The sequence below is a fragment of the Burkholderia cenocepacia genome, assembly GCF_900446215.1.
GTDB lineage: Bacteria > Pseudomonadota > Gammaproteobacteria > Burkholderiales > Burkholderiaceae > Burkholderia > Burkholderia cenocepacia.
The window spans coordinates 484,193-502,088 of sequence record NZ_UAQZ01000014.1 but is presented as its reverse complement, the minus strand read 5'-3'; the positions used below and the strand labels follow the sequence as shown (position 1 = coordinate 502,088).

The 17,896-nt window shown below is 70.1% G+C and carries 21 protein-coding genes; 15 read left to right on the top strand and 6 right to left on the bottom strand.

The features are described 5' to 3' along the window. Positions 1 to 66: 66 nt before the first annotated feature. The gene (locus tag DTA15_RS28985; RefSeq protein WP_006497633.1) at positions 67 to 915 is read right to left on the bottom strand and encodes a LysR substrate-binding domain-containing protein; all 849 of its coding nucleotides are present in this window, start codon (positions 913 to 915) and stop codon (positions 67 to 69) included. Positions 916 to 1,243: 328 nt separating this feature from the next. Between DTA15_RS28985 and madL the strand changes: the two genes are divergently transcribed. The 11 genes from madL to DTA15_RS28930 all read left to right on the top strand — a co-directional run bounded on the left by madL (position 1,244) and on the right by DTA15_RS28930 (position 10,007). Beyond that, a complete protein-coding gene (gene madL, locus DTA15_RS28980; protein WP_006485307.1) occupies positions 1,244 to 1,639 on the top strand; it encodes a malonate transporter subunit MadL in 396 nt (131 codons plus the stop codon). A gap of 11 nt (positions 1,640 to 1,650) precedes the next feature. Beyond that, positions 1,651 to 2,418: a malonate transporter subunit MadM gene (gene madM, locus DTA15_RS28975; RefSeq protein WP_006485311.1), complete on the top strand. Its 768-nt coding sequence runs from the start codon at positions 1,651 to 1,653 to the stop codon at positions 2,416 to 2,418. Positions 2,419 to 2,551: 133 nt separating this feature from the next. Beyond that, positions 2,552 to 4,198, top strand: a complete 1,647-nt coding sequence (gene mdcA / locus DTA15_RS28970; protein ID WP_012492488.1) for a malonate decarboxylase subunit alpha — start codon at positions 2,552 to 2,554, stop codon at positions 4,196 to 4,198. A gap of 10 nt (positions 4,199 to 4,208) precedes the next feature. After that, positions 4,209 to 4,523, top strand: coding sequence for a malonate decarboxylase acyl carrier protein (gene mdcC, locus DTA15_RS28965; protein ID WP_006485317.1), 315 nt, complete (start codon positions 4,209 to 4,211; stop codon positions 4,521 to 4,523). Next, on the top strand, positions 4,520 to 5,455 hold the full coding sequence (locus DTA15_RS28960; RefSeq protein WP_006485318.1) for a biotin-independent malonate decarboxylase subunit beta: 936 nt from the start codon (positions 4,520 to 4,522) through the stop codon (positions 5,453 to 5,455). The genes mdcC and DTA15_RS28960 overlap by 4 nt, the downstream gene beginning before the upstream one ends. Next, positions 5,442 to 6,149 carry a biotin-independent malonate decarboxylase subunit gamma gene (gene mdcE, locus DTA15_RS28955; protein ID WP_006485321.1) on the top strand — a complete coding sequence of 236 codons (708 nt, stop codon included), beginning with the start codon at positions 5,442 to 5,444 and terminating at the stop codon, positions 6,147 to 6,149. Before DTA15_RS28960 ends, mdcE begins: the two co-directional genes overlap by 14 nt. Continuing rightward, the gene (gene mdcG, locus DTA15_RS28950) at positions 6,136 to 6,804 is read left to right on the top strand and encodes a malonate decarboxylase holo-[acyl-carrier-protein] synthase (RefSeq protein ID WP_006485312.1); all 669 of its coding nucleotides are present in this window, start codon (positions 6,136 to 6,138) and stop codon (positions 6,802 to 6,804) included. The genes mdcE and mdcG overlap by 14 nt, the downstream gene beginning before the upstream one ends. After that, positions 6,801 to 7,667, top strand: a complete 867-nt coding sequence (mdcB, locus tag DTA15_RS28945; RefSeq protein ID WP_006493333.1) for a triphosphoribosyl-dephospho-CoA synthase MdcB — start codon at positions 6,801 to 6,803, stop codon at positions 7,665 to 7,667. Before mdcG ends, mdcB begins: the two co-directional genes overlap by 4 nt. Continuing rightward, entirely contained in the window at positions 7,664 to 8,596 is a 933-nt protein-coding gene (locus tag DTA15_RS28940) for an acyltransferase domain-containing protein (protein WP_006493332.1), read from the top strand. The genes mdcB and DTA15_RS28940 overlap by 4 nt, the downstream gene beginning before the upstream one ends. Positions 8,597 to 8,712: 116 nt before the next feature. Further along, entirely contained in the window at positions 8,713 to 9,234 is a 522-nt protein-coding gene (locus tag DTA15_RS28935; RefSeq protein ID WP_034178402.1) for a phospholipase D-like domain-containing protein, read from the top strand. 125 nt (positions 9,235 to 9,359) lie between these two features. Further along, the gene (locus DTA15_RS28930) at positions 9,360 to 10,007 is read left to right on the top strand and encodes a phosphoribosyltransferase (protein WP_006491317.1); all 648 of its coding nucleotides are present in this window, start codon (positions 9,360 to 9,362) and stop codon (positions 10,005 to 10,007) included. A 7-nt stretch (positions 10,008 to 10,014) separates the two neighbouring features. On the opposite strand, the gene DTA15_RS28925 is transcribed toward DTA15_RS28930, so the two are convergent. Continuing rightward, the gene (locus DTA15_RS28925) at positions 10,015 to 11,232 is read right to left on the bottom strand and encodes a polyhydroxyalkanoate depolymerase (RefSeq protein ID WP_006491320.1); all 1,218 of its coding nucleotides are present in this window, start codon (positions 11,230 to 11,232) and stop codon (positions 10,015 to 10,017) included. 172 nt (positions 11,233 to 11,404) lie between these two features. On the opposite strand from DTA15_RS28925, the gene DTA15_RS28920 reads away from it, so the two are divergent. Both DTA15_RS28920 and DTA15_RS28915 read left to right on the top strand, forming a co-directional pair. Further along, the gene (locus DTA15_RS28920; protein WP_006491322.1) at positions 11,405 to 12,034 is read left to right on the top strand and encodes a glutathione S-transferase family protein; all 630 of its coding nucleotides are present in this window, start codon (positions 11,405 to 11,407) and stop codon (positions 12,032 to 12,034) included. Positions 12,035 to 12,206: 172 nt separating this feature from the next. Then, positions 12,207 to 12,413, top strand: a complete 207-nt coding sequence (locus DTA15_RS28915) for a hypothetical protein (RefSeq protein ID WP_006491323.1) — start codon at positions 12,207 to 12,209, stop codon at positions 12,411 to 12,413. A gap of 110 nt (positions 12,414 to 12,523) precedes the next feature. Here DTA15_RS28915 and proP read toward each other — a convergent pair whose 3' ends face one another. Further along, positions 12,524 to 14,014 carry a glycine betaine/L-proline transporter ProP gene (gene proP / locus DTA15_RS28910; RefSeq protein WP_006491321.1) on the bottom strand — a complete coding sequence of 497 codons (1,491 nt, stop codon included), beginning with the start codon at positions 14,012 to 14,014 and terminating at the stop codon, positions 12,524 to 12,526. 540 nt (positions 14,015 to 14,554) lie between these two features. Here proP and DTA15_RS28900 point away from each other — a divergent pair. Beyond that, positions 14,555 to 14,887 (top strand): YnfA family protein, encoded by a 333-nt coding sequence (locus tag DTA15_RS28900; protein WP_034200763.1) that lies wholly within the window; start codon positions 14,555 to 14,557, stop codon positions 14,885 to 14,887. A 27-nt stretch (positions 14,888 to 14,914) separates the two neighbouring features. On the opposite strand, the gene dnaQ is transcribed toward DTA15_RS28900, so the two are convergent. From dnaQ to DTA15_RS28885, 3 genes are read right to left on the bottom strand one after another with little or no spacing between them, the layout of a single operon-like run. Then, entirely contained in the window at positions 14,915 to 15,649 is a 735-nt protein-coding gene (dnaQ, locus tag DTA15_RS28895) for a DNA polymerase III subunit epsilon (protein WP_006490614.1), read from the bottom strand. A gap of 40 nt (positions 15,650 to 15,689) precedes the next feature. Continuing rightward, on the bottom strand, positions 15,690 to 16,133 hold the full coding sequence (gene rnhA / locus DTA15_RS28890; protein WP_006490549.1) for a ribonuclease HI: 444 nt from the start codon (positions 16,131 to 16,133) through the stop codon (positions 15,690 to 15,692). Further along, a complete protein-coding gene (locus DTA15_RS28885; protein ID WP_006490597.1) occupies positions 16,130 to 16,942 on the bottom strand; it encodes a class I SAM-dependent methyltransferase in 813 nt (270 codons plus the stop codon). Before DTA15_RS28885 ends, rnhA begins: the two co-directional genes overlap by 4 nt. 18 nt (positions 16,943 to 16,960) lie before the next feature. Between DTA15_RS28885 and gloB the strand changes: the two genes are divergently transcribed. After that, complete coding sequence (gene gloB / locus DTA15_RS28880; protein ID WP_006490521.1) at positions 16,961 to 17,782, top strand: hydroxyacylglutathione hydrolase; 822 nt, start codon at positions 16,961 to 16,963, stop codon at positions 17,780 to 17,782. Positions 17,783 to 17,896: the final 114 nt, after the last annotated feature.

Below are 17,896 nucleotides of genomic sequence, written 5' to 3'. Positions count from 1 at the left end.
CGATGACGCGTTCCGGGCAAAGCTGTCAGGTGCGGCGGGCGCACCCGTGCGGTGCGCGCGGTGCCGCTACAACTCGGCCGCCGCGGTGATCAGCGTGGCTTCGAGCGCGAGCGTCGAACGCGACGCGGCCGCCGGGCGGTCGATCACGTATTCGAGTTCGCCGAGTTCCGGCAGCCCCGCCTCGAGCCGCGCGAGCCCGGCCGGGATCACGTAGCCGGCGAACGCGCTGACGCCGAGCCCCGCGCTCGCGGCCGCCCGCAATACCGCGATGCTGCTGCTCACGACGGCGATCCGGTACGGTCGCCCGACGGCCTCGAGCGATTCGAGCACGCGGCGGCGCGACACGCTCGGCTCCGGATGCATCGCGAGCGGCAGCACGGCCTCGTGGCCGGTGATCCGCGAATCGGGGCCGGTGCACCAGTACAGCGGTTCGCTGCGGATCACGCGGCCGCGCCGGCTGCCGGCGATGCGTTTCGCGAACACGAGATCGTGCCGGCCTTCGTCGAGCGCGTCGAACAGGTCGCCCGACAGCCCGGTCGAGATCGCGAGCTCGACGTCCGGGTTGCGCTGCACGAAGCTCGCGAGCGCGGCCGTCAGGTGCGCCGACGCGAAATCCTCCGACATCGCGAGCCGCACCTTGCCCGACAGCGGCGGCCCGCATACCGACGTGACGGCCTCGTCCATCAGTTCGAGGATGCGCACCGCGTAGCGGAACAGCGCGTCGCCGTGCTGCGACAGGTGCACGTTGCGCGTGTCGCGCTCGAACAGCGGCCGGTCGAGCAGCTCCTCGAGGCGGCGGATATGCTGGCTGACGGTCGATTGCGACAGGTTCACGCGCTCGGACGCGGCGGTGAAGCTGCCGGACTGGGCGACGGCGACGAAACTGCGCAGCAGCTCGGGCGGTAACGGACGCATTGCTAAATCCACTGAATCGGTTTCGACAACTTCATAAATGGCCGGATTTTGCGGCGCTAGTATCGGATCACGCGCCAGTGCGGCCTCCGCGAACGAGGGCGCCGGGCGCGTAGCCCGTGTCGCGCCGCCGGCTGCTTCGGTCAGTCTAAGCCATCCGGCGTCCGGCCCGAAACCGCATCATCCCATCGACCCCGAGAACGTGCTCGCACGACGAGCCGCCGGGCCGCGGCGCCCCGCCGCAGGAGACAGACAGTCCGCCCCGGATCGGCGTGCGGGCCTGACTCCCGCACGCGTCAGGCGCCCGTCACGAAGAGACTGGAGACGACTCATGATCATCTACGGAACCGCGCTGCTGGCGTTCTGCCACCTGGCCGGACTGTTCCTCGGCGACCTGCTCGGCAGCGCGATCGGCGTGAAGACCAACGTCGGCGGCGTCGGCATCGCGATGCTGCTGCTGATCTGCCTGCGCTTGTGGTTGCACCGGCGCGGCTGGCTGCCGAAGGAGACCGAGGCCGGCGTCGGTTTCTGGGGCGCGATGTACATCCCGGTCGTCGTCGCGATGGCCGCGAACCAGAACGTCGTCGCCGCGCTGAAGGGCGGCCCGGTCGCGCTGCTGGCCGCCGTCGGCGCGGTCGCGATCTGCGCCTGCTGCATCGCGGTACTCGCGCGCACGGGGCGCGACGACACGGCCTTCGCGGGCGTGCCGCAATTCGAAGAACAATAACGGAGGCCGCCATGCTGCAGATGCTCGAAAAAGTCGTCGCCCACAACGGGCTCGTCGCGTCGTTCGCGCTGGTCGGCCTGATCATGTGGCTGTCGTCGATCGCGTCGCGCAAGCTCACGTTCGGCCGCGTGCACGGCTCGGCGATCGCGATCGTCATCGGTCTCGTGCTCGCGTACGTCGGCGGCGCATTCACCGGCGGCGAGAAGGGGCTGGCCGACGTCAAGCTGTTCGCCGGCATCGGCCTGATGGGCGGCGCGATGCTGCGCGATTTCGCGATCGTCGCGACCGCGTTCGAAGTGCAGCCCACCGAGGCGCGCAAGGCCGGGCTCGTCGGCGTCGTGTCGCTGCTGCTCGGCACCGTGCTGCCGTTCATCGTCGGCGCCTGCATCGCGCGCGCATTCGGCTACACCGACGCGGTCAGCATGACGACGATCGGCGCGGGCGCCGTCACCTACATCGTCGGGCCCGTCACCGGCGCGGCGATCGGCGCGAGTTCCGACGTGATCGCGCTCAGCATCGCGACCGGGCTCGTGAAGGCGATCATCGTGATGGTCGGCACGCCGATCGCGGCCAACTTCATGGGCCTGAAGACGCCGCGCTCCGCGATGATCTTCGGCGGGCTGGCCGGCACCGTCAGCGGTGTGAGCGCGGGCCTTGCCGCGACGGATCGCCGGCTCGTCCCGTACGGCGCGCTGGTCGCCACGTTCCATACCGGCATCGGCTGCCTGCTCGGGCCGTCGCTGCTGTTCTTCACGACGCGCGCGCTGGTCGGCGGGTAGGGCGATGCGACGCGGTCCGCGTGCGGGCCGCCCATCCATCGCGGCGTCCTCTGAGTCGCATTCTGCAACTTCATCAATCGACAGCGGCGCCAGGCTTAGAATGCCGCTGAACCCTCGAAGCGGAGAACTGTTCATGACGGGATGGAATCACGCGCGGCAGGCGCGCGATGCACGCCTCGCGGCCGGCGCGGCTTACGCGCAAGGCAAGCGGGTCGATGCGCGCGACACCGTCGCGCTGCTCGAAGCGGTGCTGCGGCCCGGCGACCGCGTGTGCCTCGAAGGCGACAACCAGAAGCAGGCCGACCTGCTCGCGACGGCGCTCGCCGACGTCGACAGCGCGAAGATCCACGACCTGCACATGGTGCAGTCGGGCGTCGTGCTGCCCGAGCATCTCGACGTGTTCGAGCGCGGCATCGCGAAGCGGCTCGACTTCGCGTATTCGGGCCCGCAGTCGCAACGCATCGCGAAGCTGCTGTTCGGCGGCAAGATCGCGCTCGGCGCGGTGCATACCTATCTCGAACTGTTCGCCCGCTACTTCATCGACCTCACGCCGCAGGTCGCGTTGATCGCCGCCGTGAGCGCCGATCGCGACGGCAACCTGTACACCGGCCCGAACACCGAGGACACGCCGACCGTCGTCGAGGCCACCGCCTTCAAGGACGGCATCGTGATCGCGCAGGTCGACCGCATCGTCGACAAGGTGCCGCGCGTCGACATCCCGGGCGATCGCGTGCATTTCGTCGTCGAGGCCGGCCGGCCGTTCTACGTCGAGCCGCTGTTCACGCGCGATCCGGCCGCGATCACCGAAACGCAGATCCTGACCGCGATGCTCGCGATCAAGGGCATCTACGAGCCGTACGGGATCAAGCGCCTGAACCACGGGATCGGCTTCAACACGGCCGCGATCGAGCTGCTGCTGCCGACCTACGGCGAAAAGCTCGGGCTGAAGGGCAAGGTCTGCACGCACTGGGCGCTCAACCCGCATCCGACGCTGATTCCCGCGATCGAATCGGGCTGGGTCGAGCAGATCCACTGCTTCGGTTCCGAGGTCGGGATGGACGACTACATCCGCGCGCGCTCCGACGTGTGGTTCACGGGCCCCGACGGGTCGCTGCGCTCGAACCGCGCGTTCTGCCAGACGGCCGGCCTCTATGCGTGCGACATGTTCATCGGCTCGACGCTGCAGATCGACCTGTCCGGCCACTCGTCGACGGTCACGGCCGAGCGGATCGCCGGCTTCGGCGGCGCGCCGAACATGGGCAGCGACGCGCGCGGCCGGCGCCATCCGAGCGAGCCGTGGCTGAAGGCCGGCGCGGAAGCCGACCCCGACACGCCGGCGGCGCTGCGGCGCGGCCGCAAGCTGGTCGTGCAGATCGGCGAGACGTTCGGCGACAAGAACGTGCCGATGTTCGTCGAGAAGCTCGACGCGCTGAAGCTCGCGGACAAGCTGCAGCTCGACCTCGCGCCGATCATGGTCTATGGCGACGACGTCACGCACATCGTCACCGAGGAAGGGATCGCGAACCTGCTGATGTGCCGCGACAAGGACGAACGCGAGCACGCGATCCGCGGCGTCGCCGGCTATACCGACGTCGGCCGCGGCCGCGACCGGAAGATGGTCGAGCGGCTGCGCGAGCGCGGCGTGATCCGCCGCCCGGAGGATCTCGGCATCGATCCGCTCGACGCCGACCGCCGCTGGCTCGCCGCGCGGTCGATCAAGGATCTGGTGCACTGGTCGGGCGGGCTCTATGCGCCGCCGGCCCGGTTCCGCAACTGGTGAGGAAGAGGGCATGGAACAGTTGAACTATCGCTTCACCGCGCGCGAACGCGCGAAGGGCGAGCAGGCCGCGGCGCTCGTCGGCGTGGTCGCGTCCGGCAATCTCGAGGTGCTCGTCGAGCGCGTGCTGCCGGGCAACGAATGCGAGATCGACATCCGCACCGCGGCCGTCGGTTTCGGCGCGGTCTGGCAGGCGGTCGTATCGGATTTCGTCGAACGGCGTACGCCGGGCGGCCTGAAGCTGTCGATCAACGACGGCGGCGCGCGGCCCGACATGGTGTCGCTGCGGCTCGCGCAGGCCGTGCGCGCGATCGAGGGGGACGCATGACGAACGACGTGATCCACGACGCACCGGCGTTCGTCGCAAACGCGGCGAGCTGGTACGAAGCGTCGGCGCGACAGCGCATCGACGGGCTGCTCGACGCAGGCAGTTTCACGGAGTTCCTCGGGCCGGCCGAGCGCGTGACGAGCCCGCACCTGCCGCTGTTCGCGCTGCCGCAGCAGTTCGACGACGGGATGGTGGTCGGGCACGGCCGGCTCGACGGCCGGCCCGTGTTCGTCGCCGCGCAGGAGGGCCGTTTCATGGGCGGCGCGTTCGGCGAAGTGCACGGCGCGAAACTCACCGGGTTGCTGCGCGCCGCGCGCGAAGTCGGCAAGCCGGTGCTGATCCTGTTCGATACGGGCGGCGTGCGGTTGCAGGAAGCGAATGCGGGCGAGCTCGCGATCGCCGAGATCATGCGCGCGCTCGTCGACGCGCGGGCCGCCGGCGTGCCGGTGATCGGGCTGATCGGCGGGCGCGCGGGCTGCTACGGCGGCGGCGGATTGCTCGCCGCGTGCTGTTCGGCGCTCGTGGTGTCGGAGCAGGGGCGCATCAGCGTGTCGGGTCCCGAAGTGATCGAGACCAATCGCGGCGTCGAGGAATTCGACTCGAAGGATCGCGCGCTGATCTGGCGCACGATGGGTGGCAAGCATCGGCGCTTGATCGGCGGCGCCGATCGCTACGTGGCCGATACGCCGGACGCGTTTCGCGCGGCCGCGCTCGATCTGATCGGCCGCGCGCCGCCGTTCGATGCGGCGATGCTGCGCGCGGAACAGGCACGTCTCGAAGCGCGGGTCGAACGGTTCGGCGGCTGCAACGATGCGCTCGACGTGTGGCGTGCGCTCGGGGCCGATCGGCCGGAAGCGATTCCCGGAATGTCCGACGATGAATTCGCGAAGCTGGCCGATCAACTGCAGGAGCCCCAGCATGACGCTCGATGAAGTACTGAACTCGCTGTTTCCCGCCGGCCATTCGATTGCGCGCAATGGCGGCTTGCTGACGGGCCACGCGGCATTGGCCGGCACGCGCGTCGACGTGATCGGCGTGGCCGACCGCCTGCCGTTCGGCATCGACGAGGCGCTGACGCTCGCGTCGTGCGTGCTCGACACGATCGCGCGTGGCGGCGACACGCCGATCCTCGTGCTGGTCGACAGCGACAGCCAGCGGATGAGCAAGCGCGACGAACTGCTCGGCCTGAACGAAGGGCTGTCGCATCTCGCGAAGTGCCTGATGCATGCGGATCTCGCCGGGCACCGGACGATCGGCGTGCTGTACGGCCACACGGCCGCCGGCGCGTTCATCGCGACCGCGCTCGCGACGCGCACGCTGCTCGCGGTGCCGGGCGCCGAGCCGGAGGTGATGGACCTGCCGTCGATGTCGCGCGTGACCAAGCTGCCGATCGACGTGCTGAAGGAGATGGCGCGTTCGACACCGGTATTCGCGCCGGGGCTCGACAACCTCGTGAAGATGGGCGCCGTCGACGCCGTGCTCGATCCGTCCCGCGCGCTCGACGCGCAGGTCGGCGAATGGCTCGGCAAGCCGGCCGAGCGCATCGACCGGCGCGCGGCGCGCGGCCGGCCGGTCGCGACCGACGTCGCCGCCCGCGTCGAGGCACTCGCGCGTGCCGCACGCTGAGCTGCCGCTGCGCCGCCACACGCTCGTCACGCTGACGGCGGCCGGGTGGGGCGCGGCATTCGCCCGCGACCCCGCGCTCGCCGGTGATCCGCTCGTGCGTGCATGGGCCGAACGCGGCTGGCCGCTGATCGTGCGTCGCGCGTCGCCGGATGAAGCCGATGCCGGCCGCGTGCCGCTCGGCCTGCCGTTGCCGCCGTCGGCGGGCAAGCGGCGCATCGCGCTGAACGTGGCCGCCGACGCGCTCGCGACGATCGGCCCGCTGCCGACCTTGACGGACGTACTCGCCGCCGCGCCCGCGGCATGGCATGCGCCGCTGCACGAGCTCGCGGCGCTCGGCGCACGCTGCGGCGTGCAGGGTCGCGTGTTCGGCAGCCTCGCCTGGCAGGCGCTGACGGGCGAGCCTTACCTCGGCGCCTCGTCCGATCTCGATATCGTGTTTCGGCTGCCGGATCCCGCATCGCTCGCCCCGTTGCTCGACGGCCTCGCGGCGATCGACGCGCGCGCACCGATGCGCATCGACGGCGAACTGCTGCGCGCCGACGGCGCGGGCGTCAACTGGCGCGAACTGCACGCGCGGTTGCCCGAAGTCGCGGTGAAGACCGCGATTGCGGTCGAATTGATGCGCGCCGACGCCTTCACCGGAGGCCCGCGATGACCGCACGGGCTGCCTGCCGCGTAGCGGCGCCGTCCGATGCCGAACGCATCGCGGCGCTGGCCGAGCGCAGCCTCGTGCTCGAGATCGACACCTATCCGAAGCCGGGCCTCGTCAGCCACGTCGACACCGGCAGTCACACGGACATGGATGCCGCGACGTTCGCGCGCAGCGCCGCCGTGCTGCAGCCGTACTTCGCGGAACTCGCCGACGCGGGTGCGCGCGACGCCGACATGGCCGTGCTGCGGAAGATCGGCCTGCGCGCCGAGCACGCGATGCTCGCCGCGACCGGCGGCGTCAATACGCATCGCGGCGCGATCTTCGGGCTCGGGCTGCTGTGCGCGGCCGCCGGCCGGCGCGCGATGCCGGGCGCGGTGCCGGCCGGGACGACGCTTGGCGCGTTCGTGTCGCGCCGGTGGGGCGTCGAGATCCTCGGCGGCCCGCGTTTGCCGGACAGCCACGGCGAGCGCGCGAGCCGGCGCTACGGTGTCGGCGGTGCGCGTCGTGAGGCGGCCGACGGCTTTCCGACCGTGTACGCGGTCGGATTGCCGGCGCTGCGCCGCGCCCGGCGCGACCTGCCGGACGATCCGGAAGCCGCGCGGGTCGCCGCGTGTTTCGCGCTGATCGCCGCGCTCGACGACACGAATCTGCTGCACCGGGGCGGGCAGGACGGCCTCGATTTCGCCCGCGCGACTGCCCGTGCATTCGTCGCGCGCGGCGGCGTGCGGGCGCGCGACTGGCGGCTGCGCGCGACGGCCGCGCATCGTGCGTTCGTGGCGCGCCGGCTGAGCCCGGGCGGGGCGGCCGACCTGCTCGCGATGAGCGTGTTCGTCGATGCGCTCGAAACCGAACGGGACGCGCGATGACGCTGGCCATCCTGTGCTCGGGGCAAGGCGCGCAGCGCGCCGACATGTTCGACCTCACCGGGTCGGCGCCGCAGGCCGATGCACTGTTCGCGCATGCGGGCCGGCTGCTCGGCGACGATCCGCGCACGTGGGTCCGGCAGGCCGGGCCCGATGCGCTGCGGGAAAACCGTGCAGCGCAGATCCTCTGCACGGTCCAGGCGCTCGCGGCGGCCGCGCTGCTCGACGCGGTGTGGCCGCGCCGACGCTGTGTCGCCGGCTACAGCGTCGGCGAGGTCGGCTCGTGGAGCGTCGCGGGGATGATCGGGCCGCACGACGCGCTCGACCTGGCCGATGCGCGGGCGCGCGCGATGGATGCCGCGAGCAGCGGCGACGAGCGGATGGTGTTCGTGCGCGGCCTGACGCGCGTGCAACTGGCGCAGTTGTGCGACGGTCGCGACGCGGCCATCGCGATCGCGAACCCCGGCGATGCGTTCGTGGTCGCCGGGCGGCATGTCGATGTCGATGCCGTGGCCGACGACGCGCAGCGCGCCGGCGCGCTGCGCGTCGCGCCCGTCTGCGTGCGGATCGCGTCGCACACGCGTCGGCTGGCCGCCGCCGTGCCGGCATTCCGCGCGACGCTGGCCGCGACGCGCGTGCGCCGGCCGCTGCCCGGCACGCGGCTGTTCTCGGGAATCGACGGCGCGTCGGTGCTCGATGTCGATACGGGCCTCGACAAGCTCGCGCGGCAGATCGCGGAGCCGGTCGAGTGGGCAGCCTGCCTCGCCGCGTGCGTGGAGGCCGGCGCCACCGCGTTTCTCGAACTCGGCCCGGGGCGCGCGCTGGCCGAGATGGCGGGCGGCGCGTATCCCGCGTTGCCGGCGCGCAGCCTCGCGGATTTCCGTTCGGTCGACGGCGTGACGAGTTGGCTCGCGCGCGTCGCAGCCGGCTGATCGAGGGGGTGAAACCGGCGTGAAACCCGGTCGCCGCGCCCTTGTTTTGCCCGGTGTGTTGCGCCGGCGCAGCAGCGTCGCAGCCGCCCCTTGTCACGCGAATTGGCGCCGCTACAATGGCGCCCGCCATGAGACCAGCCGCCTTCTTTCTCGCCGCGCTTTGCTGCGCGACGAGCGTCCACGCCAGCCAGATTCCGTCCGACGCTGCATCGGTCGGCACGTACTTTTCGTATGACAACGCGGCGGCCGACGCGACCGTCGATCTGATCGAACAGGCCCAGCGCCGCGTGCTGCTGGCCGGCTATGCGCAGGTGCCGCCGGCTGTCGCGAGCGCGCTGCGCGCGGCCCGCGCGCGGGGGATCGAGGTGCGCGTCGTGCTGGTGCGCCCGCCGCGCGCGGGGAAGTACAGCGGCGCCGGTTATCTCAAATCCGCCGGTATCGACGTCGCGATCGATTCGCGGCATGGCGGCCCCGCGTCGCGCTTCTTGATCGTCGACGACAGCGTCGCGCTGACGACGCTGTCCGACGGCGCGGCCGCGCAGGCCGACACGGTGAACGTGTTCCGGCGCGCGCCCGAACTCGCGCAGTCCTACGCGCAGTCGTTCTGGCGGCTGTACCGGCAGGCCGGCGGCCTCTGACCCTTTCCTGCGGCGCCCCGTGCGCCGGTATGACCCTGCTTGCATCGGTGCGACCGATGAACCATCCTCGTTGACAGGCGCCGACGCGGCTTTCGCTCGTCCGGTGCAACGGCAGGGAGCCGATCGTGACCGAAAGCAGTTTTGCCGATCGCGCCGATGCCGGCCGCCAACTGGCCGATGCGTTGCGCGAATACGCGGGGCGAAGCGATGTCGTCGTGCTCGCGTTGCCGCGCGGCGGCGTGCCCGTCGCGTATCCGGTCGCATGCGCGCTGCGCGCGCCGCTCGACGTGCTGGTCGTGCGCAAGCTCGGCGTGCCGTTCGATCCCGAGCTCGCGATGGGCGCGATCGCGACGGGCGGCGCGACGCATCTGCAACGGTCGGTGATCCGCGCGATGGACGTATCCGATGCGCAACTCGCCGACGTGATCGCGCGCGAGACGGCCGAACTGCAACGCCGCGAAGCGCTGTACCGCGGCGCGGTGCCGCCGCTGGCGGTGGACGGACGCATCGCGATCGTCGTCGACGACGGCGTCGCGACCGGCGCATCGATGCGCGTCGCGCTGCAGGCGCTGCGCGAGCGCCACCCGGCGCGCATCGTCGCGGCGGTGCCGGTCGCGCCGGCGGGCGCGGCGCATGTGTTCGACGGGCTGGCCGACGCGTTCGTCACGGTGTCGCAGCCGCTGCGGTTCTTCGGGATCAGCCAGTTCTACGCGCGCTTCGAGCAGACGAGCGACGACGAGGTGCGCGCGCTGCTCGACGCGGCCCGTCCCTGACGCGCCATCAGTTTCGCCCGGTCCGGCGTGGGCTCGGTCGGGCGGCTTCCGCCGCCGCGAACACGCGCTGCAGCGCCGGATGGACGTTGCCGTGCCAGCGCGGCCCCGTAAACAACCCGTAGTGATCGCAATCGTCGATGTCGACGCGATGGCGCTCGTCGGTCGACAGGTCGCTGCACAGCTCGAGCGCCGCATGCGTCTGGCCGGCGCCGGTAACCGCGTCGCGGGCGCCTTCGACGGTCAGCAGCGCGACGTCGCGCAGCGCCGCCGGGTCGACGCGCCGGCCGTGCACGCGCCACGCACCGGTCGCGAGCAACATGCGCTGGAACACGACGTCGACCGTGTCGAGAAAATAGTCGGCCGGCATGTCGAGCAGCGCCGTGTATTCGCGCAGCGCACGCCGCGCGTCGGCAAGCCCGGTCATGTCGAAGCGGGAAGCCGCCAGCGCGTAGGTCTCGATCAGCGTCAGGAAGCGTTGCGGATACAGGAGCGCGATCTCGCCCTGTTGCAGATAGGTCGGAAACACGTGGCGGCCGTGCCCCGCGAAGCCGGGCGGCACGATGTCGATCAGGTGGCGCCGGCACCAGTCGAGCGAATGGGCGGCGGCCGCGGCGCCGAGCGCGCTCGGATTCAGGCGGGCATCGATCGGACCGCCGATCAGCGTGATACTCGCGGGCGGCGCAAGGCCGCGCGCGGCGCGCAGCGCGAGTGCGCCGAGTGCCGGTACGGTCGCCTGGCATACGGCGACGACGTGTAGCGGCCGATCGTCGTGCTGGAGGGTGCTGACGAAGCCGTCGAGCATCGCGACGTATTCGTCGAGCCCGAAACGGCCTGCCGCGAGCGGCACGTCGCGCGCATTGCGCCAGTCGGTCACGCAGACGTCGCCATCGGCGAGCAGCGTTTCGGCGGTTTCGCGCATCATCACGGCCGCGTGCCCGACGAGCGGCGCGCACAGCAGCACCGTGCGGTGCGCATCGGCGTGCGCGAAGCGCCGCAGGTCGCAAAACGGGGTGTGCGCGACGATCTGCTCGCTGACGGCAGGCCACGCGAGGTCGAAGCCCGGCGGCGCGGCCTGCGGCCCGAGCAGCGGTTCGAACAGGTCGTCGTAGCACGATGACGCGGCGTGCGGCAGCGACGCCGCGGGCCATGCGTCGAACGCGTAGCGCGTCGCCGCGCGCCATGCGCGCATCCATTCCCGCTGCTGCTCGACGACGGCATACCACATGGCGGACCCTGGGGCGGAAGAAGCGTGAACCTCCATTATGGTCACAGTGGCCGGGCAGCGGGAGCCCGGTGCGCGGCCGGCTGATGCACATCAAGCGCACGGGCACGCTAGGCATTGCCGCGCGCCGCTGCTACAGTCGTCAGTCCCATTCCCTCGAAGCGGAGCGTTCGCGATGAAGCTGATCGGCATGCTGGATTCCCCGTTCGTGCGCCGCGTCGCCATTTCGGCGAAGCTGCTCGACCTGCCGTTCGAACACGAGTCGATCTCGGTGTTCCGTCATCTCGAGCGGTTCAGGACGCTCAACCCGGCCGTCAAAGCGCCGACGCTCGTGACCGACGGCGGCGCGACGCTGCTCGATTCGTCGCTGATCGTCGACTATCTCGACCACCTGGCCGCGCCGGAGCGGCGCCTGCTGCCCGACGCCGTCGAGGCCCGGCTGCGCGCGCTGGTGCCGATCGGGTTCGCGCTGGCCGCGGCCGAGAAAACCGTGCAGGTCGTCTACGAGCAGGCGCTGCGCCCGTCGGACAAGCAGCACGAACCGTGGGTCGATCGCGTGCTGAGCCAGCTCGAAGGGGCATACGGCGCGCTGGAACCACTGGTCGCGGCCACCCGCGGCTGGTTCGGCGGCGCGCGATTGCTGCAGTCGGACGTGACCGTCGCGGTGGCGTGGCGCTTCACGCAGTTCATGGCGGCCGATTATCCGGTGCTCGCGCGGATCGATCCGGCCCGTTATCCGGCGCTCGCCGCGCATTCCGCGCGGGCGGAAGCGCTGCCGGCCTTCGTCGACACGCCGCTCGTCTAGGCTTCGAAGCGGGGCGCCGGGCTGTCGCATGCCGCTGTCGGCGGCCGCGCAGCCTTGTCCGGCAAGCCGCGGCCGATTGTTCTCAACGGCTGACAAGTGACTTCGCATTCGCGCTGTTTATCCGGACCCGACCGATCCCTAGAATCCACTCCATCAAATCACGCATTGCCAGATGGAGCCGATGATGAAAGCCCTGATCGAATCGAGCCTGTACCACCCGTCCGTCGTGTTGCCGCTTGCCGCGCTGACGCAACTGATGGTCGAGCGCGATTTCAATCTCGGCCAGGTCGGGTTGATCATGGCCACGCGCGGTGCCCAGGCGGCGGTGTCGCGCTCGCGTGCGCTGATCTTCTGCCGCCATTGCGAAGCGCGCGCGTGAAGGCATCCGCATCGGAAGGATGAAAAAAAGCCCGGCCGGCGCAAGCCGGTCGGGCGGATCGGTTTCGATCGAGCCCCGGCTTCGGCCGGGGCTTTTTCATGGGGTGACGCTCACGCGCGGGCGGGAGTCGCGACGCCGTAGATTTCCTGTTCGTCGTCCTCCTCGCGCAACTGGAGCGCGAGCTGGTGTGCTTCGCGGCGCGTCGCGACGGCGGGCGGCGAGCCCTTCAGCGGCTGGCGCGCGGTTTCGGCGAGTGCGACGACCGACACGATGCCGATCAACGCGGCACCCATCATGTAGTACGCGGGCATCATCAGGTTGTGCGTCACGTCGACGAGCCACGCGGTGACCAGCGGCGTCGTGCCGCCGAACAGCGACACCGACACGTTGAAGCCGATCGCGAGCGCGCCGTAGCGGATCTCGGTCGGGAACAGCGCGGGCAGCGCCGACGGCATCACGCCGGTGAAGCACGACAGCAGCACGCCGAGGATCAGCAGACCGCCGAACACCGACGCGGTGGTGCCCGCATGGATCAGCATCAGCGACGGGATCGACAGCGCCAGCAGGCCCACGCAGCCGGCGAGCATCACCGGCTTGCGGCCGACCTTGTCCGACAGGCGGCCGGCGTACAGCGTCATCGGCATCATCAGCACCATCACGATCAGCACCAGCACGAGGCTGTGCGATTCGTCGAAGTGCAGCGTCGACGACATGAAGCTCGGCAGGTACGACAGCACCATGTAGTCGGTCACGTTGAAGATCAGCACGAGGCCCACGCACAGCAGCAGTGCACGCCAGTTGCGCAGCAGCGTTTCGCGGAAGCGCGCCTTCGGCACGGCCTTGTCCTGCGCTTCGCGCTCTTCGGCCTGGCGCTTGAACGCCGGCGTTTCCTCGAGCTTCATCCGGATGTAGAGACCGATCAGGCCGAGCGGGCCGGCGATCAGGAACGGCACGCGCCAGCCCCACGACAGCAGCGCTTCCTGCGACAGCGACGCGGTGAGCAGCGCGACGACGCCCGCGCCCAGCACATAGCCGATCAGCGTGCCGAATTCGAGGAAGCTGCCCATGAAGCCACGGCGCTTGTCGGTCGAGAACTCGGCGATGAAGGTCGCCGCGCCGCCGTATTCGCCGCCGGTCGAGAAGCCCTGCACGAGGCGGGCGACGAGCAACAGGATCGGGGCCATGATGCCGATCGACGCATAGCTCGGAATCAGGCCGATCGCGAAGGTGCCGACGGCCATCATGATCATCGTCGCGGCGAGCACGCGCTGGCGGCCGATGCGGTCGCCGAGCGGGCCGAACACCATGCCGCCGAGCGGGCGCACGAGGAACGCGGCCGCGAACGTGCCGAAGGTCGCGAGCAGCTGCGCGGACGGGCTGCTGGACGGGAAGAACACCTTGCCGAGCGTGACGGCGATATAGCTGTAGACGCCGAAGTCGAACCATTCCATCGCGTTACCGATGGCCATCGCGCTGACGGCGCGCTTGAGCAGGCTCTGGTCGACGACGGTGATGTCGTCCGCGGCGAGCGGGGCCTCGCCGGACGACGAAGCGGGGGAAGAGACAGCGGTCGGGCTGACGTGTGTTGCGGTCAAGGTCATGCACTCCTTTGACAGCGCCGGAACGGGCGGGCCGTCCGACACGGTTTGCCGGCGAGCGCGGCGTCGTGTGCTGCGCGTCGGGGCAGACCATTAAGCACTTACTGCACAGGGGGCAGTAACGGGCTGCAAGGGGCTGCTTCGACGCGGGCCCGGTGGGCCGTCGCGACAGTGCGCTCATGAAGAATGGGCCGCGTGATGCAGGCGGCGGATGCCGGTGCGGACGAGGTGTCCGGCGTGCCGGCAACGCCCCGGAGGGGCAGCGAAACGAGAAAAGCGGGCCTGTCGGGCGGGCTTTCCTGTGGATGCAATTTCGATCGAGGCACCGGCCCGCAGCGTGCGGACGGACTTCTCTCAAAATCGAAAAGACAGAGATTGAATGTTGAAACAGGCGACATGATAGCACGATGACGGATGATCGTGCAAATTGCCGGGAGTCGCCCGTCTGGCGGGGCCTCCGGCGCGCTCCGCTCGGGTATGATCGGCGGCGCGCGGCGCGGCCGTGCCGCCCGTCGCGACGGGGCTGAATTCGCGAGGAACCGGATGACCGAACTGATCAGGATCGCGGCGCTGTTCGCCGCTACCGCGCTGGCCGAAATCGTCGGCTGTTATCTGCCGTGGCTCGTGCTGAAGGCCGGGCGTCCGGCCTGGCTGCTGGTGCCGGCCGCGCTGTCGCTCGCGCTGTTCGCGTGGCTGCTGACGCTGCACCCCAGTGCGGCGGGGCGCACGTATGCCGCGTACGGCGGCGTGTACATCGCGGTGGCGCTGGTCTGGCTGCGGGTGGTCGACGGCGTCGCGCTGACCCGCTGGGACGTGGCCGGCGCGGTGCTCGCGCTCGGCGGGATGGCCGTCATCGCGCTGCAGCCGCGCGCGTAAGCGCGGCCGCGGCGCGGGGCGCGTGCGTCAGGCCGCTTCGGCGGTATCCGTGTCGGCGGGCTGGCGCCACACGCAGGTGCCCTTGACCGACTTGTCGAGCTCGTCGAGCTGAGCCTGGTGCGCGGCCAACTCGTCGTCGCTTGCGACCACTACAGGCAGGTCGAGCGCGGCGAGCGACACGCGCTTGCCGTTCGCGGCGCCGCCGTCGGCGCTCGCGTCGTCGAGCATGTCGATCACGAGGCTGTCCTGGCCGCGCGTCATCGCGAGATACACCTCGGCGAGCAGCTCCGAGTCGAGCAGCGCGCCGTGCAGCGTGCGGTGCGCGTTGCTGATGCCGAAGCGGTCGCACAGCGCGTCGAGCGAGTTGCGCTTGCCGGGGAACATCTGCTTGGCCTGCACCAGCGTGTCGATCACGCCGCCGCAATGCTCGGTGAACGGCGGCAGGCCGAGCCGCGCGAATTCGGCGTCGAGGAAGCCCAGGTCGAACGGCGCGTTGTGGATGATCAGCTCGGCGTCCTTCACGAAGTCGAGGATCTGGTGGGCGACTTCCGCGAATTTCGGCTTGTCGCTCAAGAATTCGGTCGTGAGGCCGTGCACCGCCAGTGCGCCCGGATCGCTGTCGCGCTCGGGGTTCACGTAGAAGTGCAGGTTGTTGCCGGTGAGCCGCCGGTTCAGCAGCTCGACGCAGCCGATTTCGATGAGGCGGTCGCCCGTGCGGGCGTTCAGGCCGGTGGTTTCGGTATCGAGAATGATCTGGCGCATATCGGGAAAAGCAACAAAAACAGGAGAGGGCGGCCGCGGTTCAGGCGGCCAGCGATTCGACGCCGCGATTCGCGAGCGCGTCCGCGCGCTCGTTTTCGGGATGGCCCGCGTGACCCCTGACCCAGCGCCACTCGATCTCGTGCTGCGCGACGAGCGCGTCGAGCCGCTTCCACAGGTCGGCATTCTTCACGGGCGTCTTCGCTGCGGTGACCCAGCCTTTCTTCTTCCACCCGTGGATCCACTCGCTGATGCCCTTCTGCACGTATTGCGAGTCGGTATGCACGATCACCCGGCACGGCCGCTTCAGCGCTTCGAGCGCGGCGATCACGCCCATCAGCTCCATGCGGTTGTTGGTCGTGTTCGGCTCGCCGCCGAACAGTTCCTTTTCCTGGCTGCCGTAGCGCAGCAGGGCGCCCCAGCCGCCGGGGCCGGGGTTGCCCTTGCAGGCGCCGTCGGTATAGATGTCGATGGTGTCGGTTGTCATGAACGTTCTTGGTGGGTGGTCGGGGAGGCCGCCGGCGTCAGGCCCGGTGCGAGCACGGGCTTCTTCATCTTGATCGGGCCGACGAGGCGCATGCCGCGCACGCGCTTGACGGCCGTCACCATGTAGACGGCGCCGAAGATCGGCCACCAGCGGTCGCCGGCGGCCTCCATGAAGCCGTAGCGGGCTAGCCACTTGTCGGTGGCGAGCGGCGGCCGGTAGCAGCCGAAGCGGCCGCGTTCGAGGTCGAAGCCGAGCAGCTTGATCCAGTCCTTGAGCCGGATGAACGCGATCTGGTCGCGCGTGGCCGGCACGAACGGGCGGTTCGCCATGCGCCCGAACGACTGCCGCATGCCCCACAGGCTCAGCGAATTGAAGCCGGTGATCACGAGCTGGCCTTCCGGCATCAGCACGCGCTCGGCCTCGCGCAGCAGACGGTGCGGGTCGGACGTGAATTCGAGCGTGTGCGGCATCACGATCAGGTCGACGCTCTGCGACTCGAACGGCAGGTCGAGCAGGTCGCACCAGGTCGTGCTGCGATCGGCGGGCGCGTGGACCGCCGTGTGTGCTTCGCGCGCCCACGGATACTGGTACGGCGCGCTCGCGCCGCTCGCCGGGTCGAGCACGAGGCCGCGATACGGCATGCGGTTCTCGCGCAGCGCGTCGAGCTGCGGCAGGCCGAGCTGCAGCGCGTGGAAGCCGAAGACGTCGGATACGATCCGGTCGAGCTGCGCCTGCTCCCAGCCCAGCACGTAGCGGCCGGGCGGCGAGTCGGTCCAGGCGGGCCAGTCTATAATTTGACGGTCAGACATAACGATGATTGCGCGCCTATGAACGAGCTGGAATACGTGCCGGTTCCGGCATTCGAAGACAACTATATCTGGCTCGTCTCGGACGGCCGCGATGCGATCGCCGTCGACCCGGGTGAAGCCGCGCCCGTACGCCGGGTTCTTGCCGAACGAGGCTGGCGGTTGACCGCTATTTTACTCACGCACCACCACGCCGACCACGTCGGCGGTGTCGATGCGCTGCTGCATAGCCAACCGGCCGATGCGCCGCTCACCGTTTACGGCCCCGCCGCCGAAGCGATCGACGTGGTCACGCGGCCGCTGTCGGGCGGCGATCGCGTGACGCTCGACGCGCCGGCCGTCGCATTCGACGTGCTCGACGTGCCGGGCCATACGCGCGGCCACATTGCGTATTTTCAGGCGGCCGGCCAAGGCGCGGCCGGCCACGGCAACGCGGTGCCGCACGTGTTCTGCGGCGACACGCTGTTCTCGTGTGGCTGCGGCCGCCTGTTCGAAGGCACGCCCGCGCAGATGCTCGCGTCGCTCGACGCGCTCGCGGCGCTGCCGGATGATACCCGCGTGCATTGCGCACACGAATACACGCTGTCGAACATCCGCTTCGCACTCGCGTGCGAGCCGGGCAATGCGGCGCTCGCCGCGTGGCGCGACGACGCGCAGGCGCTGCGTGCGCGTGGCGTGCCGACGCTGCCCACTACGATCGCCCACGAACGTGCCGTTAACCCGTTCATGCGGGCCGACAGCGCGGCGATCCACGCGACGCTCGAGGCCGAGCTGCACGAAACGGTGACGGATCGTCTGGCGGCATTCACGCTGATGCGCGAATGGAAAAACCGGTTCCGATGACGTTTTCCGGAGGACTCCAAAGCTCAAGCGGTGTCTGTAAAAATTGCTCCAAATGTAGGATTTCGCTGAGTTTTCGGTGTTTTTATTGACGTGAAGCACGCACTTCCGTAGTAT

Bases quoted from the DNA above. Each gene is read 5' to 3' on its own strand.
- DTA15_RS28985 (WP_006497633.1), bottom strand. From the start codon at position 915: ATGCGTCCGTTACCGCCCGAGCTGCTGCGCAGTTTCGTCGCCGTCGCC.
- madL (WP_006485307.1), top strand. From the start codon at position 1,244: ATGATCATCTACGGAACCGCGCTGCTGGCGTTCTGCCACCTGGCCGGA.
- madM (WP_006485311.1), top strand. From the start codon at position 1,651: ATGCTGCAGATGCTCGAAAAAGTCGTCGCCCACAACGGGCTCGTCGCG.
- mdcA (WP_012492488.1), top strand. From the start codon at position 2,552: ATGACGGGATGGAATCACGCGCGGCAGGCGCGCGATGCACGCCTCGCG.
- mdcC (WP_006485317.1), top strand. From the start codon at position 4,209: ATGGAACAGTTGAACTATCGCTTCACCGCGCGCGAACGCGCGAAGGGC.
- DTA15_RS28960 (WP_006485318.1), top strand. From the start codon at position 4,520: ATGACGAACGACGTGATCCACGACGCACCGGCGTTCGTCGCAAACGCG.
- mdcE (WP_006485321.1), top strand. From the start codon at position 5,442: ATGACGCTCGATGAAGTACTGAACTCGCTGTTTCCCGCCGGCCATTCG.
- mdcB (WP_006493333.1), top strand. From the start codon at position 6,801: ATGACCGCACGGGCTGCCTGCCGCGTAGCGGCGCCGTCCGATGCCGAA.
- DTA15_RS28940 (WP_006493332.1), top strand. From the start codon at position 7,664: ATGACGCTGGCCATCCTGTGCTCGGGGCAAGGCGCGCAGCGCGCCGAC.
- DTA15_RS28935 (WP_034178402.1), top strand. From the start codon at position 8,713: ATGGCGCCCGCCATGAGACCAGCCGCCTTCTTTCTCGCCGCGCTTTGC.
- DTA15_RS28925 (WP_006491320.1), bottom strand. From the start codon at position 11,232: ATGTGGTATGCCGTCGTCGAGCAGCAGCGGGAATGGATGCGCGCATGG.
- DTA15_RS28920 (WP_006491322.1), top strand. From the start codon at position 11,405: ATGAAGCTGATCGGCATGCTGGATTCCCCGTTCGTGCGCCGCGTCGCC.
- DTA15_RS28915 (WP_006491323.1), top strand. From the start codon at position 12,207: ATGGAGCCGATGATGAAAGCCCTGATCGAATCGAGCCTGTACCACCCG.
- proP (WP_006491321.1), bottom strand. From the start codon at position 14,014: ATGACCTTGACCGCAACACACGTCAGCCCGACCGCTGTCTCTTCCCCC.
- DTA15_RS28900 (WP_034200763.1), top strand. From the start codon at position 14,555: ATGACCGAACTGATCAGGATCGCGGCGCTGTTCGCCGCTACCGCGCTG.
- dnaQ (WP_006490614.1), bottom strand. From the start codon at position 15,649: ATGCGCCAGATCATTCTCGATACCGAAACCACCGGCCTGAACGCCCGC.
- rnhA (WP_006490549.1), bottom strand. From the start codon at position 16,133: ATGACAACCGACACCATCGACATCTATACCGACGGCGCCTGCAAGGGC.
- DTA15_RS28885 (WP_006490597.1), bottom strand. From the start codon at position 16,942: ATGTCTGACCGTCAAATTATAGACTGGCCCGCCTGGACCGACTCGCCG.
- gloB (WP_006490521.1), top strand. From the start codon at position 16,961: ATGAACGAGCTGGAATACGTGCCGGTTCCGGCATTCGAAGACAACTAT.